Annotated in this window: 12 protein-coding genes; 7 read left to right on the forward strand and 5 right to left on the reverse strand. The window is 69.8% G+C overall.

Annotation, left to right across the window (positions count from 1 at the left end; translation table 11 throughout):
• Nucleotides 1-38 precede the first annotated feature (38 nt).
• Genes OHA05_RS31810 through OHA05_RS31830 form a run of 5 tightly spaced genes read left to right on the forward strand, consistent with a single transcriptional unit; the run spans nucleotide 39 to nucleotide 5,146 of the window.
• The gene (locus OHA05_RS31810) at nucleotides 39-1,400 is read left to right on the forward strand and encodes an ABC transporter substrate-binding protein (protein WP_328862441.1); all 1,362 of its coding nucleotides are present in this window, start codon (nucleotides 39-41) and stop codon (nucleotides 1,398-1,400) included.
• Nucleotides 1,397-2,359, forward strand: coding sequence for a carbohydrate ABC transporter permease (locus OHA05_RS31815; RefSeq protein ID WP_328862442.1), 963 nt, complete (start codon nucleotides 1,397-1,399; stop codon nucleotides 2,357-2,359). Before OHA05_RS31810 ends, OHA05_RS31815 begins: the two co-directional genes overlap by 4 nt.
• The gene (locus OHA05_RS31820; protein WP_328862443.1) at nucleotides 2,356-3,249 is read left to right on the forward strand and encodes a carbohydrate ABC transporter permease; all 894 of its coding nucleotides are present in this window, start codon (nucleotides 2,356-2,358) and stop codon (nucleotides 3,247-3,249) included. The genes OHA05_RS31815 and OHA05_RS31820 overlap by 4 nt, the downstream gene beginning before the upstream one ends.
• Entirely contained in the window at nucleotides 3,246-4,235 is a 990-nt protein-coding gene (locus tag OHA05_RS31825) for a zinc-dependent alcohol dehydrogenase family protein (RefSeq protein WP_328862444.1), read from the forward strand. The genes OHA05_RS31820 and OHA05_RS31825 overlap by 4 nt, the downstream gene beginning before the upstream one ends.
• Nucleotides 4,232-5,146 carry a PfkB family carbohydrate kinase gene (locus tag OHA05_RS31830; RefSeq protein ID WP_328862445.1) on the forward strand — a complete coding sequence of 305 codons (915 nt, stop codon included), beginning with the start codon at nucleotides 4,232-4,234 and terminating at the stop codon, nucleotides 5,144-5,146. Before OHA05_RS31825 ends, OHA05_RS31830 begins: the two co-directional genes overlap by 4 nt.
• A gap of 69 nt (nucleotides 5,147-5,215) precedes the next feature.
• Here OHA05_RS31830 and OHA05_RS31835 read toward each other — a convergent pair whose 3' ends face one another.
• From OHA05_RS31835 to OHA05_RS31850, 4 genes are read right to left on the reverse strand one after another with little or no spacing between them, the layout of a single operon-like run.
• Nucleotides 5,216-6,571: a GH1 family beta-glucosidase gene (locus OHA05_RS31835; protein WP_328862446.1), complete on the reverse strand. Its 1,356-nt coding sequence runs from the start codon at nucleotides 6,569-6,571 to the stop codon at nucleotides 5,216-5,218.
• 20 nt (nucleotides 6,572-6,591) lie between these two features.
• The gene (locus tag OHA05_RS31840) at nucleotides 6,592-7,455 is read right to left on the reverse strand and encodes a carbohydrate ABC transporter permease (protein WP_313942800.1); all 864 of its coding nucleotides are present in this window, start codon (nucleotides 7,453-7,455) and stop codon (nucleotides 6,592-6,594) included.
• Complete coding sequence (locus OHA05_RS31845; protein ID WP_328862447.1) at nucleotides 7,448-8,476, reverse strand: carbohydrate ABC transporter permease; 1,029 nt, start codon at nucleotides 8,474-8,476, stop codon at nucleotides 7,448-7,450. The genes OHA05_RS31840 and OHA05_RS31845 overlap by 8 nt, the downstream gene beginning before the upstream one ends.
• 10 nt (nucleotides 8,477-8,486) lie before the next feature.
• Entirely contained in the window at nucleotides 8,487-9,800 is a 1,314-nt protein-coding gene (locus OHA05_RS31850; protein ID WP_328862448.1) for an extracellular solute-binding protein, read from the reverse strand.
• Between the two features lie 142 nt (nucleotides 9,801-9,942).
• Here OHA05_RS31850 and OHA05_RS31855 point away from each other — a divergent pair, with 142 nt between their 5' ends.
• Entirely contained in the window at nucleotides 9,943-11,280 is a 1,338-nt protein-coding gene (locus OHA05_RS31855; RefSeq protein ID WP_328862449.1) for an ROK family transcriptional regulator, read from the forward strand.
• Nucleotides 11,281-11,408: 128 nt separating this feature from the next.
• Complete coding sequence (locus tag OHA05_RS31860; protein ID WP_328862450.1) at nucleotides 11,409-12,686, forward strand: transglycosylase family protein; 1,278 nt, start codon at nucleotides 11,409-11,411, stop codon at nucleotides 12,684-12,686.
• Here the strand turns inward: OHA05_RS31860 and OHA05_RS31865 are convergent.
• On the reverse strand, nucleotides 12,588-13,658 hold the full coding sequence (locus tag OHA05_RS31865) for a DMT family transporter (RefSeq protein WP_328862451.1): 1,071 nt from the start codon (nucleotides 13,656-13,658) through the stop codon (nucleotides 12,588-12,590). The two genes, OHA05_RS31860 and OHA05_RS31865, sit on opposite strands and share 99 nt — an antisense overlap.
• Nucleotides 13,659-13,857 lie beyond the last annotated feature (199 nt).

The following is a 13,857-nucleotide window of genomic DNA, read 5'->3' on the forward strand; positions in this document are numbered from 1 at the left end:
ACCGATCACCGAGCCGCTACGACTGATCAGGAGAACTCATGCCCCACCACCGACGACGACGGGGACTCCGCGTGCGTGCGGGCGCGGGCACGGCAGCGATGGCACTCCTCGCGGCAGGCTGCGCCGGAGCGGGCGGCACCTCCTTCGGGGGCGGCGACGCGCTCAACGTCCTGATGGTGAACAACCCGCAGATGGTCGAGCTGCAGAAGCTCACCAAGAAGCACTTCACCGAGGAGACCGGTATCAAGGTCAACTTCACGGTGCTCCCGGAGAACGACGTCCGCGACAAGATCAGCCAGGACTTCTCCAACCAGGCGGGTCAGTACGACATCGCCACCATCAGCAACTTCGAGGTGCCCTTCTTCGCGAAGAACGGCTGGCTGCACCCGCTGGACGAGTACGCCCGGGCCGACACCGCCTTCGACCAGCAGGACATCCTCGAGCCGCTGCGGGACTCCCTGACCGCCGAGGACGGCAGGCTCTACGCCGAGCCCTTCTACGGCGAGTCGTCCTTCCTCATGTACCGCAAGGACGTCTTCGCGAAGAAGGGCCTGACGATGCCCCCGAAACCGACCTGGCAGCAGGTCGCCGACCTCGCCGCGAAGGCGGACGGGGCCGAGCGCGGTATGAAGGGCATCTGCCTGCGCGGCCTGCCCGGCTGGGGCGAGGTCATCGCCCCGCTGACCACCGTGGTCAACACCATGGGCGGCACCTGGTTCACCGAGGACTGGGAACCGAAGCTCACCTCACCGGAGTTCAAGAAGGCCACCGAGTTCTATGTGAACCTGGTCCGCGAACACGGGGAGCTGGGCGCACCTCAGTCCGGCTACGCCGAGTGCCTCAACAACATGACGCAGGGCAAGACGGCGATGTGGTACGACGCCACCGCCGGCGCCGGATCGCTGGAGGCGTCGGGCTCCCCGGTGAAGGGGAAGATCGGATACGTACCGGCCCCGGTCGAGCGCACCAAGAGCTCCGGCTGGCTCTACACCTGGGCCTGGGGCATGCAGAAGGCCTCCAAGAAGTCCGACGACGCCTGGGAGTTCATCTCCTGGGCCTCCGGAAAGGACTACGAGGCCCTCGTCGGCGGGACGAGCGGCTGGGCGAACGTGCCCGCGGGCAAACGGGCGTCGACCTACGCCAACCCCGACTACCGCAAGGAAGCCGGTGCGTTCGCCGACGTCACCGAGCAGGCCATCTCCAGTGCCGACCCGAAGAACCCCGGCACCCAGCCCCGGCCGACCGCCGGGATCCAGTTCGTCGGCGTACCCGAGTTCACCGATCTCGGCACCAAGGTCGCCCAGGAGATCAGTGCCGCCATCGCCGGCCGCCAGTCCGTGGACAAGGCCCTCTCCGCCTCCCAGAAGCTGGCCGAGAAGGTCGCCGAGGAGTACCGATGACCACATCGATCAGCCGGCCGGCCCTGTCGCGCCGTCCCGCCGTGGCGCGAACCGGAAAGAGCGGCCGGGCCCGCGCATGGGTCACCCGCGCCCCCCTGCTGCCCGCCCTCGTCTTCCTGATCGCCGTCACCCAACTGCCGTTCGTGGCAACCCTGGTGATCTCGCTCTTCGACTGGAACTCCCTCAGCCCGGACAAACGCCACTTCACGGGCCTGTCCAACTACGCCTCCGTCGTCACCGACCCGGCGCTGCGGGACTCCGTCATCACGACCGTGGTGCTGACGGTGGCCGTCGTCCTCGTCACCGTGGTCCTCGGCCTGCTCTTCGCCCTCCTCCTGGACCGCACCTTCTTCGGCCGGGGCATGGTGCGCACACTGCTCATCACGCCCTTCCTCATCGTGCCGATCTCCGCCGCCCTGCTGTGGAAGCACGCGCTCTACAACCCGGAGTACGGGCTGCTGAACGGAGCGCTCACCTGGGTCGGCGACCTGTTCGGGATCGAGAGCATGTCGCAGCCGGACTGGATCTCCGGCATGCCGCTCCTCGCCGTCGAGGCGGCGCTGGTGTGGCAGTGGACCCCGTTCATGATGCTGATCCTGCTCGCGGGTCTGCAGAGCCGGCCCGCCGAGATGATGGAGGCCGCGCGGCTGGACGGCGCGAGCAGCTGGCAGACCTTCCGCTATCTGACGCTGCCGCATCTGCGTCGCTACCTCGAACTCGGCGTCCTGCTCGGCTCCGTGTACATCGTGCAGAACTTCGACGCGGTGTTCACCATCACCTCCGGCGGACTGGGCACCGCCAACCTCCCCTACACGATCTACGAGACCTTCTACCGAGCCCACGAGTACGGGCTGGCGTCCGCCGCGGGAGTCGTCGTGGTGATCGGCACCATGATCATCGCGACCTTCGCTCTCCGGGTGGTCTCCTCCCTCTTCCGCGAGGAGGCGAACCGCGCATGAGCGCTGCCACCACCACTGAGCCCGCGGCCACCGGCCGTACACCCCAACTGCCGCCCGCGGCACGGAAGGCCGGACGGCGTTCCGCGGCCCTCGGAGTCGTCGCCTGGATCGTCGGGCTCGCCTTCTGCCTGCCCGCGCTGTGGATGGTGCTGACCTCGCTGCACTCCGAGGCCGACGCCGCCACCAACCCGCCGTCGCTCGCCGCCTCGCTGACACTGGACGGCTACCGCCAGTTCTTCGGCGGCGGAGGCGGCCCGACCCCCTGGCCACCCCTGATCAACTCCCTGTCCGCGTCACTGTTCTCGACCGTCCTGGTGCTCGTCCTCGCGCTGCCGGCCGCCTACGCCCTGTCCATCCGGCGGGTCCGCAAGTGGACCGACGTGATGTTCTTCTTCCTCTCCACGAAGATGCTGCCCGTCGTCGCCGGACTGCTGCCCGTCTATCTGTTCGCGAAGAACGCCGGGATGCTGGACAACATCTGGCTGCTCGTCATCCTCTACACCTCGATGAATCTGCCGATCGCGGTGTGGATGATGCAGTCCTTCCTCGCCGACGTGCCGGTCTCCATCATCGAGGCCGCCCAGGTGGACGGCGCCCGGCTGCCCACCGTGCTGGCCCGGGTCGTCGCGCCCGTCGCCGGGCCGGGGATCGCGGCCACCGTCCTGATCTGCTTCATCTTCAGCTGGAACGAGCTGTTGTTCGCACGGGTGCTCACCGGCGTCGTCGCCCAGACCGCACCTGTCTACCTGACCGGATTCGTCACCAGCCAGGGCCTCTTCCTCGCCCAGCTGTGCGCCGCCTCCGTCATCGTGTCCCTGCCGGTGCTCGCCGCCGGCTACGCCGCCCAGGACAAGCTCGTCCAGGGCCTCTCGCTTGGAGCAGTCAAATGAGGGCAGCGATCGTCGAAGCCCCCGGCAAGGTCTCGGTCACGACGGTTCCCGACCCCACCCCCGGGCCCCGCGAGGTCGTCGTCGACGTCGCCTCCTGCGGGCTGTGCGGCACCGATCTGCACATCCTCCAGGGCGAGTTCGCACCGACGCTGCCGATCGTGCCCGGCCACGAGTTCGCCGGTGAGGTCGTCGGTATCGGCGCCGATGTCACCGAACTGACCGTCGGGGACAAGGTCGCCGTCGATCCGTCGCTGCACTGCCACGAGTGCCGCTACTGCCGGTCCGGACGCGGCAATCTCTGCGACCGGTGGGCCGCCATCGGGGTCACCGTCCCCGGCGGCGCGGCCGAGTACGCCGTCGCACCGGTCGCCAACTGCGTACGGCTGCCGGACCATATCGACGTCCGCGACGCGGCCCTCATCGAGCCGCTGTCCTGCGCGGTGCGCGGCTACGACGTGCTCAACAGCACGCTCGCCGCCGAGGTGCTGATCTACGGCTCCGGCACCATGGGCCTGATGATGCTGGAGCTCGCCAAGCGCACCGGCGCCGCATCCGTCGACGTCCTCGACGTCAACCCCGAACGCCTCGCCACCGCGGGCCTGCTCGGCTGCTCACGGACGGCATCCGGCGCGGACGCGCTGGACCGGCCGGGCGGCTGGGACGTCGTCATTGACGCCACGGGCAACGCCGGAGCCATTCAGGACGGCCTCGGCCGCGTCGCCAAGGGAGGCACCTTCCTCCAGTTCGGGGTCGCCGACTACGCGACGACCGCCGTCATCGAGCCCTACCGGATCTACAACCAGGAGATCACCATCACCGGTTCGATGGCGGTGCTCCACAGCTACGAGAGGGCCGCGGCCCTCTTCGCGGCCGGCGTGCTCGACCCGTCCGTCTTCATCAGCGACCGGCTGCCCCTGGAGCAGTACCCGCAGGCGATCGAACGCTTCCAGGCCGGCATCGGGCGCAAGATCGTGGTGGAGCCGTGACCGGCGGGTCCGCTGCGGTCCTCGTCGTCGGCGAGGCGCTGATCGACCTCGTCCCGGTGCCCGGTGAGCCCGGCGTGCTGCGTGCCCAGCCGGGTGGCGCGCCCGCCAATGTGGCGGTCGGCCTCGCCCTGCTCGGCCGGCGGGTCTGCTTCGCCGGAGGTCTCGGCGACGACGGCTTCGGACGGTCCGTGGAGCAGTGGCTGACCCGTGCGGGCGTCGACCTCGGGCTCAGTGCGAGGGCGGACCTCCCGACGGCGCTCGCGGTCGCCGACCCGGGCAGCAGCGGCAATGCCTACCACTTCCACCTCGAGGACACGGCGACCTTCCGGCTGCCGCGGCCGGCCGAGGAGGCGGCCCGGTTCGGCGCCGTGTACGTGGGCGGGCTCGCGGCGGTCGTCGAACCCGCGGCGAGGGCGGTCGCCGCCGTCGCACAGGAGGCGGCACGGCACTCGCTGCTGGTGGTCGACCCCAATGTGCGCGAGGACCGCACCGTCGACGCCGTCCGCGGTCTGCGACGGCTGCGGGACCTGTGCGCCCTCGCGCATGTCGTGAAGGCCAGCGACGAGGACCTGGTGCGGCTCTGGCCGGACACCGACCCGGACCGGAGCTGCCGCAGGCTGGCGGACGAGGGCCGGCTGGTGGTGGTGACCCGCGGGGCGCAGGGCGCGACCGCGTATGTGCCCGGCGGGGAACCCGTCTCCGTCCCGGCGGTTCCCGTCGAGGTGGTCAACACCATCGGCGCGGGCGACGCGTTCATGACCGGGATCCTGGCCTGGCTGGGCGCCGAGCGGGGCTGGGACCGTGCGCTCTCGCCGTCGTCCGCCAGGGCGATGCTGGAGTTCGCCTCCCAGGTCGCCGCCTCCGTCTGCGCCAGGACGGGGACCGAGCCCACGGCCCCGGCCGCTGTGTGACCCGGCCGGAGAGCGAGTGGCCGAGCGGGCGGGCCACGCCGGACCAGGTCCGGCGTGGCCCGCGTCGGCTCAGGCCGCCCGGCGGGCCCTGCGGGACGCGGCGCGGACGATGTCCGCGTACCGGTACCCGCTGCCCTTGATGGTCCGCTTCTGCGTCGTGTAGTCGACATGTACCAGGCCGAAGCGCTTGTCGTAGCCGTACGCCCACTCGAAGTTGTCCAGCAGCGACCAGGCGAAGTAGCCCGCGACGGACGCGCCCCGGCGAGCCGCCCGACCGCATGCAGCGAGGTGCTCCTCCAGATAGCGCACCCGCTCGGGGTCGTCGACGGTCCCGTCCGCGCGGACGACGTCGGGATACGCCGAGCCGTTCTCCGTGACGAAGACGCGCTGCGCGCCGTACTCCTCCGACAGCCGCACGAGCAGCTGCTCCAGACCGTCGGCGTGCACCTCCCAGTCCATGGCGGTGTGCCGGGCGCCGGGCGTGTAGATCTGCTTGGCGTACGGGACCGGGCCGCTGAGGTCCGCGGTGACGATCTGCCGGAAGTAGTAGTTGAGCCCGAGCCAGTCGAGCGGAGCCGCGATGGTCTTCAAGTCGCCGGACTTCTCGGGGAGTTCGACCCCGTACAGGTCCAGCATGTCCTGCGGGTACCCGCGGCCGTGGATCGGGTCGAGCCACCAGCGGTTGGTGTGACCGTCCGCCCGCACCGCCGCGGCCCGGTCCTCGGGACGGTCGCTCGCGGGCTCGATGGGGGAGAGGTTGTTGACGATGCCGATGCGTGCGTCGGACGAGGCCGCGCGGATGGCCTGCACGGCGAGCCCGTGGCCGAGGTGCAGATGGTACGAGGCGCGTACCGCGGCCGTCAGATCGGTGAGACCGGGCGCCATCTTGCCTTCCAGATGGCCGATCCACGACGAGCACAGCGGCTCGTTCAGCGTCGCCCAGTCCTTCACGCGGTCGCCGAGCCGTTCGGCGACGGCCGACGCGTACGCGGCGAAGTGCTCGGCGGTCTCGCGGGCCGGCCAGCCGCCCCGGTCCTGCATCGCCTGCGGCAGATCCCAGTGGTACAGCGTGGCGAAGGGGGTGATGCCCGCTTCGAGCAGACCGTCGACGAGACGGTCGTAGAAGGCGAGGCCCGCGGGGTTCACCGGACCGTCACCGCCGGGGACGATGCGCGGCCAGGCGATCGAGAACCGGTAGGCGCCCACGCCGAGCTGCCGCATCAAGGAGATGTCCTCGGGCCAGCGGTGGTAGTGGTCGCAGGCCACGTCGCCGGTGTCGCCGTTGTCCACCGCGCCCGGGGTGTGCGAGAACGTGTCCCAGATGGAGGGCGAGCGGCCGTCCTCGGCCACGGCACCCTCGATCTGGTAGGCGGCGGTCGCGACGCCCCAGGTGAAATCGGGCGGAAGGGCGTTGAGGTCGTTCACGGACTGCCTTTCGCTTGAGGTCACTTGACTGCGCCGGCGGTGAGGCCGGCGACGAGGTAGCGCTGGAGGAGCAGGAACCCGGCGACGACGGGCACGCTGACGACCAGCGACGCGGCCATGACCTGGTTCCAGTACACGTCGTTCTCGGTGGCGTAGCCGCGCAGACCGACGGAGAGCGTTCGTGTGGTGTCGTTCGTCATCACGGAGGCGAAGAGGACTTCGCCCCAGGCCGTCATGAACGCGTAGACCGACACGGCGACGATGCCGGGGACCGCGGCGGGCACGACGACCCGGAAGAGCGCCCCGAGGGCGCCGCAGCCGTCCACCATCGCGGCTTCGTCCAGGTCTCGCGGGATGGAGTCGAAGTAGCCGATCAGCATCCAGATCGAGAAGGGGAGCGAGAACGTCAGATAGGTGAGGATCAGTCCGCCGCGCGAGCCGTACAGGGCGATGCCCGTGCTGTTGCCGATGTTCACGAAGATCAGGAACAGCGGCAGGAGGAACAGGATCCCCGGGAACATCTGCGTGGAGAGCACGGTGACGGTGAAGATCCGCTTGCCGCGGAACCGGTAGCGGCTCACCGCGTAGGCGGCGAACACCGCGATCACCACGGACAGCACCGTCGCCGACACCGCCACGATCAGCGAGTTGACGAAGTAGTGGGCGAGGGGAACGGTGTTCCAGATGTCGATGTAGGGCCGGATGGTGAGCCCGGACGGAATCCAGCGGAACTGGCCCGAGACGTCCTGGAGCGGCTTCAGCGAACTGCTGAGCATCACATAGACGGGCAGCAGGGCGAAGACCGTCAGCAGCGTCAGCACGACCCGGCGGGTCCAGAGGAAGGACTGCGGCGGTGCGATCGGGGACCGCGGTGGCTTAGGCATCGGCGCTCTTCCTTGTGCGGGAGGCTCCTCGCGGGGTGCGGGAGGTGAGCAGCAGATAGACGGCCGTCACCACCAGCAGGAAGAGCAGCAGCAGGACGGACATCGCCGAACCCTGGCCGAAGTTCCAGGTGACGAACGACGACTGGTAGATGTGCACCGAGATCAGGTCGGCCGCCTCCGGGGCCGCCCGTCCGAAGAGCACGTACGGCGTGTTGAAGTCGTTGAACGTCCACAGGAACAGCACCAGGACGAGCACCTGGTTGACCGGCCGCAGCGACGGCAGGGTGATCTTGCGGATCTGCTGCCAGACGCCGGCGCCGTCGATCGCGGCGGCCTCGTAGAGCTCACGCGGGATGTTCTGGAGCCCCGCCATCACGATCAGGAACGCGAACGGCCACGACTTCCAGACCGCGACGACGACCACGGCGAAGAACGCGTTGTCGCCGATCAGCCAGAAGGACGGCTGGTCGGTCAGTCCCAGCTGGTCGTGCAGGACGTGGTTGATCATGCCGTTGTCCCGCTGGAACATGAACGCCCAGGTGATGACGGCCGCGTACACCGGCAGCGCGTACGGCGTGAGGAAGACGGCCCGCAGCAGTCCGCGGCCGCGGAAGTTCTCCTGCATCATGATCGCCGCGGCGACGCCGAAGAGCCAGGACAGACCGACGGCGAGAACGGTGAACGCACAGGTGACGAGGAACGAGTTGAGCAGGTCCTCACCGATCGGTGGGCTGAAGTCGACAGCGATCCGGTAGTTGTCGAAGGCCGTCCACGGGGCCTCGCCCCAGTTGCGGATGTAGAACTGGGTGAGCTGACGGAAGCTCATCACGATCCCGATCACCATCGGGATCAGGTGGATGAGGAGTTCGAGCAGGACTGCGGGCAGCAGGAGGAGATAGGGCAGACCGCCGTGGCGGATCCGGTCGGGGATGCGCGGCATCCTGCGTCGCGCATCCCCCTTCCCCACCCGCTCACCGCTGTCCGCCGGGCCGGTGCGGCCGGGAGTGACGGTGGTGGTCATCGGGTGTGCCTCACTGCTGCATCTGCTGCTGGGCCTTGTTCAGACGTTCCTTGACGGACGCCGTGGTCACCGGGCGTCCGGCCGCGGCGTCCGCCCACAGCTCCTTCACGGCCGTGCCGACCGTGGTCTCGAACTGCGACTCCGTCGGCACCTGCGGCAGCGGCGCGGCGCTCGTGGACAGCGTGTCGCGCAGGACCTTCAGGTCCGGTGCGGCGAACGCCGGGTCCTGCTGCGCGGCCGTGACCGGCGGGATCGATCCGTACGTCTTGTTGAGGAGCTTCTGCTCGGCGTCGCTGGTCATGAACTTCACGAACTTCTTCGCGCCGTCCACGTTCTTGGTGTTGTTGAAGACCGCGATGTTGATGCCGGCGACCATGGAGTTGGTGTTAGCGCCGGTGCCGGGTGCGCCCTGCTGGACGGGGACGGGGGCCACGCCCCAGTCGGCGGGCTTCATGCCCTGGGCCGCGAAGGTGGACGCGGCGGCCTGCCACAGCACCATCGCCGTCTTGCCGCGGGCGAAGTCCTGGAGCGACTGGTTCTGCGCGTACTCCGCGTTGCCCGGAGCGACGATCTTGTCCTTGGCCATGAAGTCCACGTACTGCTTCACCGCGGCGACCGCGCCGTCGGAGGTGAAGGTGGGCTTGCCGGCGGAGTCGAAGAAGTCGGCGTTGTGCTGCTTGGCGAGGACGAAGACCTGGTGGATGTTGTTGGCGAGGTTGCCGCCCTCGGCACCCAGTGCCCACTTCCCGCCCTTGGAGATCTTCTTGCCGTCCGCCACGAGCTGGTCCCAGGTGGCCGGCGGCTGCGAGATGCCCGCGTCGGCGAACATCTTCTTGTTGTAGTAGAGGGCGTACGCGAGCGAGTACAGCGGCACGGCCGCGGGGTCCTTGCCCTCGGCGCCCGCGGAGGCGACGGCCGAGTCGACGAAGCGGTCCCGTCCGCCGATCGCGTCGAAGTTCTTCTGGTCCCAGGGCAGCAGGGCGCCCGTCGCCTGGAGCGATGCGGACCAGGTGTTGCCGATGTTCAGGACGTCGGGGCCCTGTCCGGAACTCGTGGCGGCAAGGATCCGGTTGAGGAGGTCGGACCAGGGAATGACCTCCAACTTGACCTTGATGCCCGTTTCCTTCTCGAACTTCTTGAGTTCGGGCGTGAGGATCTTCTTGTCGGCCTCGATGTTGGGGCCCTGGTTGGAGGCCCAGTACGTGAGCGTTTTGGGGGATTCGTTGCTGCCGCTTCCGTCGGTGGAGGAACCACCGCCGCAGCCGGATATGGCGACGAGCGCGCTGATGACGGTGACGGCTGCTGCGGCTCTGATGGTGCGCATGAGAGAGGGCCCCTTCCCGGGGATGGCTGCGTTCGATTCCCGAACGGCATCCATGACTTAATTTAGATCGTGATTTAAGAGGTGAGGGAAGGTCGCGTCAAGGTCTGCGACCGGGGTATGTTGCGACGAGGGAAGGAGCACCATGGCGGAGCGCAACAGACGGACAGTGCGTGACCTGCGGCGCGGCAACCGTGCCAGGGTTCTGCAACGGTTGTATTTCGACGGCCCGTTGAGCCGCCAGGAGCTCGGACCGGCCACCGGCCTGAGTTCAGGCTCTATCAGCAATGTGGTGGCCGAACTGGTCGCCGAGGGAGTGCTCGAGGAGGCCGGTGTCGTCGACTCCGACGGCGGCCGGCCGCGCACCCTGCTGCGTGTCACCCCGTCCGGCGGTCTGCTCATCGGCATCGACATCGGCGAGACGCGCGTACGGGTCGAACTCTTCGATCTGTCCCTCACCGAGCTCGCCCGCACGGAACGGCTGCTGGCCCAGCACGGCTACGACGTCGACCGCGTCGTCTCCCATGTGAGCATCGGCGTCGCCGATGTCCTGCGGGACGCCGGCGTGGATGCCGCCGGTCTGCTCGGCATCGGCATCGGCGTGCCCGGCATCATCGAGCAGGACGCGCGGGACGGCGCGATCGTGCACGGCCAGACCATCGGCTGGACCGCCGTCCCCTTCGAGAAACTGCTCCGCGACGCCATCGAACTGCCCCGGGAAGTACCGCTGTTCATCGACAACGGCGCCAAGACCCTGGGGCAGGCCGAGATGTGGTTCGGCGGCGGACGCGGCGCCCGGGAAGCGGCCGTGGCCCTCATCGGGTCAGGCGTCGGTGCCTGTGTCGTCCACGCCGCCACGCGCGAGGAGTCCGCCAGCAACAGCGCCCTCGAATGGGGTCACACCACGGTCAGGATCCGGGGCAGGCGCTGCCGCTGCGGATCCCTCGGCTGTCTGGAGGCGTACGCCGGCGCGGAAGCGCTCCGCGAACGCTGGCAGGAGGCGGGCGGCCCGCTCCCGGCCGCCGCCGACGACGAGACCGCGCTCGCCACCCTGCTGGCCGCCGCCTTCCCCGGACCCCACGGCCCCGATCCGGATCCGGTCGCCCTCGCCCTGCTCGACGACACCGCCGAGTACCTGGGCGCCGCGGTCGCCGACCTGATCAACCTCTTCCGTCCCGAGCGCATCCTGCTCGGCGGCTGGGCCGGGCTGCTGATCGGACCCCATCTGCTCCCCGAAGTGCGCCGGTACGCGGGCGAGTACGCCCTCGACCACGCCGCCGCCCGTACCACCATCGAGCTCGGTCAGCTCGGCCCCGATGCCGTGACCGTCGGCGCCGCGACCCTGCCGCTCGCCGACTTCCTCGCCCGGGGCGGCAGCCGTCCGCCGGCCGGCGGGGCCGGCGATCCGGAGCGCGCCGAGCGGGTCGGCGTCGGCCGCCGCTGGTCACCTGCCCCGGCCGCGACGGAGGGCGCCCCCGGCTGATCTCCCGGGACGGCTCTCCGGCCCCCTGTGCCCCGGTACGCCGGGCCTGAACCCTTGTCACGATCGGTGCACAGCACCTAAGTTGACCGCTTGCGACGTGACCTACATGTCAGTGGGGGAGTCTCGAGATGGCCGCAACCGGTCGGCACCGCCGATATCAGCCGAGCCGCATCAACCGCGCCTCACTCACCGTCACCGCGGGCGGAGCCGGCATGGCGCTGCCGCTCATCGGTGCCGGTACGACCCATGCGGCCTCGGTGGACGTCTGGGAGAAGGTGGCCGCCTGCGAGTCCACCAACAACTGGCGCATCAACACCGGCAACGGCTACTACGGCGGACTCCAGTTCACCCAGTCCACCTGGGAGGCCTACGGCGGCAGGCAGTACGCCCCGCGCGCCGACCTTGCCAGCAAGGACCAGCAGATAGCCGTCGCCGAGAAGGTCCTCAAGGGGCAGGGCCCAAGAGCGTGGCCGGTCTGCTCCGCGCGCGCCGGTCTCACCCGCGGCGGGGACGCTCCCGACATCGCGCCGGACCGCCGATTAGCGGCGAAGACCGACGCGAAGAGCAAGCAGAGCGACCGCCGGGACAGACCCGCGGCCCAGCGGCAGTCCGCGCCCCCGAAGGCGACGCCGACGACGGTGCCCACGCACCGGGAGGGCTACACCGTGGCCCGCGGCGACTCGCTCTCCCGGATCGCCGACGCCGAAGACGTACGCGGCGGATGGCAGGGCCTGTACGCGCAGAACCGTACGGTCGTGGGGCCCGACCCCGACCTCATCCACCCCGGCCAGAAGCTGATCCTGCGCATCGAGGCGCCCAAGAGCCGCACGGGACCCGTTCCGTCCGCCGAGGCACCTGAGCGCAGGCCCGCCGCCAAGCCCCGCCCGGCCCCCGGGCAGCAGCCGCCCAAGCAACAGGCCCCCAAGCAACAGGCACCGAAGAAGCAGGCGCCCAAGCAGCAGGCGGCCAAGCCCGCACACGTCAAGAAGCCCGTGCAGAGGTCCGGCTTCAGCGCCCCGGTCGACGCCTCCACCGGCACGCCGTACCGCAAGGCCGGCTCCTCCTGGTCCAGCGGCTACCACACGGGCGTCGACTTCCCCGTCCCGACCGGGACCTCCGTGAAGTCCGTCGCCTCCGGCCGGGTCGTCTCGGCCGGCTGGGCCGGTGCGTACGGCTACCAGGTCGTCATCCGTCACACGGACGGCAAGTACAGCCAGTACGCACATCTGTCGGCGCTCACCGTGCGCTCCGGGCAGCAGGTCACCAGCGGTCAGCGGATCGGCCGTTCGGGGTCCACCGGCAACAGCTCAGGACCGCATCTCCACTTCGAGATCCGGACAGGTCCGGGGTACGGCTCCGACATCGATCCCCTCGCCTACCTCAGGGCGGGCGGCGTCCCGGTCTGAGACCGGGGTCCGCTGCTCGGGCGCTTTCATCGGCGTCCCGGGGGTCTGTGATGACCGGTCGTCCCCGGGCGCGTGCCGGTCGTCCCGGTGCCCGCGCCCGTCCGCGTCTCCCGCCGACGGTGAACCGTCCGCATCGTTCCTCCCGGCGGCGGCGAGACGTTCCGTCGTCAGCAGGATCAGACCGCCGGCCGCCAGGGCGCCGAAGCCGAGCGCGAGCAGAGTGCCCGGGATGCCGCCCCGGAACGATTCGCCGAACATCGTGATGCCGACGGCCGCCGCGACGACCGGGTTGACCACGGTCACCGTGGCCAGCGGCGCGGCCAGACCCGCGCCGCGGTACGACGCCTGGGACAGCAGCAGACCGCCGATCGCCAGCACCGCCATCACCAGCAGACTGCTCCACTGGGCGAGCGGGGCCGACCAGTCCCAGTCCACCGCCACGGTCTTCGTGAACACCGACGCGATACCGAAGGCCACACCGGCCGACGCGGCCAGCAGCACACTGCGCAGGACCGGCCGGTGAATGGTCTGGGCGACCAGGAAGAGGAGAGCCACCCCGCCGAACGTCGCCGCCGCGAGCACCCCGCGCTGGCCCGTGCCCAGCGATTGGGCGTCCGCCGTGTCCGTCAGTGCCAGCAGGCCGGCGAGACCGGCCGTCGCCATCAGCGCGCCCTTCCACGCGGTGGCGCCCACCCCACGCCGCACGAACAGGGCGGCCATCGGCAGGGCGAAGACGATCGTGAGCGCGCCGAGCGGCTGCACCAGGCTCAGCGGCCCGTACGCCAGCGCGACGACATGGAGCACCGCACCCAGGGAGTTCAGGGCCACGGCGAACCACCACCCCGCGTGGTGCAGCGGGGCGTAGGGCCGGGCGGAGGTGGATGCCGCGACATGCTCCTGCACGATCGCCCCGGCCGCATAGGCGACCGCGGAGACCAGTGACAGCAGCACTGCCAGCACAAGGGAACTCATAGAGACCACGATCTCCCTGTTCCGCGTTCGCGTCGTCGTCCTTGAGCAGGCATTTGGACGTACTGCCGACGTAGTACGAGCCTAGGCCAAAAGTCCCCCGTACGGCGGTCGAGCAGGTCAGCGGGGGTGGACCGGTGTACGCCCGACGCTACGGTGACCGGTGTTGCGCGGCGGTCGAGAAATGCTCGAGAACAAGGCG

The organism is Streptomyces sp. NBC_00306 (assembly GCF_036169555.1).
Lineage (GTDB): Bacteria > Actinomycetota > Actinomycetes > Streptomycetales > Streptomycetaceae > Streptomyces > Streptomyces achmelvichensis.

What these genes read in the sequence shown, in the direction of transcription:
- OHA05_RS31810 (WP_328862441.1), top strand. Translation starts at nt 39, where the DNA reads ATGCCCCACCACCGACGACGACGGGGACTCCGCGTGCGTGCGGGCGCG.
- OHA05_RS31815 (WP_328862442.1), top strand. Translation starts at nt 1,397, where the DNA reads ATGACCACATCGATCAGCCGGCCGGCCCTGTCGCGCCGTCCCGCCGTG.
- OHA05_RS31820 (WP_328862443.1), top strand. Translation starts at nt 2,356, where the DNA reads ATGAGCGCTGCCACCACCACTGAGCCCGCGGCCACCGGCCGTACACCC.
- OHA05_RS31825 (WP_328862444.1), top strand. Translation starts at nt 3,246, where the DNA reads ATGAGGGCAGCGATCGTCGAAGCCCCCGGCAAGGTCTCGGTCACGACG.
- OHA05_RS31840 (WP_313942800.1), bottom strand. Translation starts at nt 7,455, where the DNA reads ATGCCTAAGCCACCGCGGTCCCCGATCGCACCGCCGCAGTCCTTCCTC.
- OHA05_RS31845 (WP_328862447.1), bottom strand. Translation starts at nt 8,476, where the DNA reads ATGACCACCACCGTCACTCCCGGCCGCACCGGCCCGGCGGACAGCGGT.
- OHA05_RS31850 (WP_328862448.1), bottom strand. Translation starts at nt 9,800, where the DNA reads ATGCGCACCATCAGAGCCGCAGCAGCCGTCACCGTCATCAGCGCGCTC.
- OHA05_RS31855 (WP_328862449.1), top strand. Translation starts at nt 9,943, where the DNA reads ATGGCGGAGCGCAACAGACGGACAGTGCGTGACCTGCGGCGCGGCAAC.
- OHA05_RS31860 (WP_328862450.1), top strand. Translation starts at nt 11,409, where the DNA reads ATGGCCGCAACCGGTCGGCACCGCCGATATCAGCCGAGCCGCATCAAC.
- OHA05_RS31865 (WP_328862451.1), bottom strand. Translation starts at nt 13,658, where the DNA reads ATGAGTTCCCTTGTGCTGGCAGTGCTGCTGTCACTGGTCTCCGCGGTC.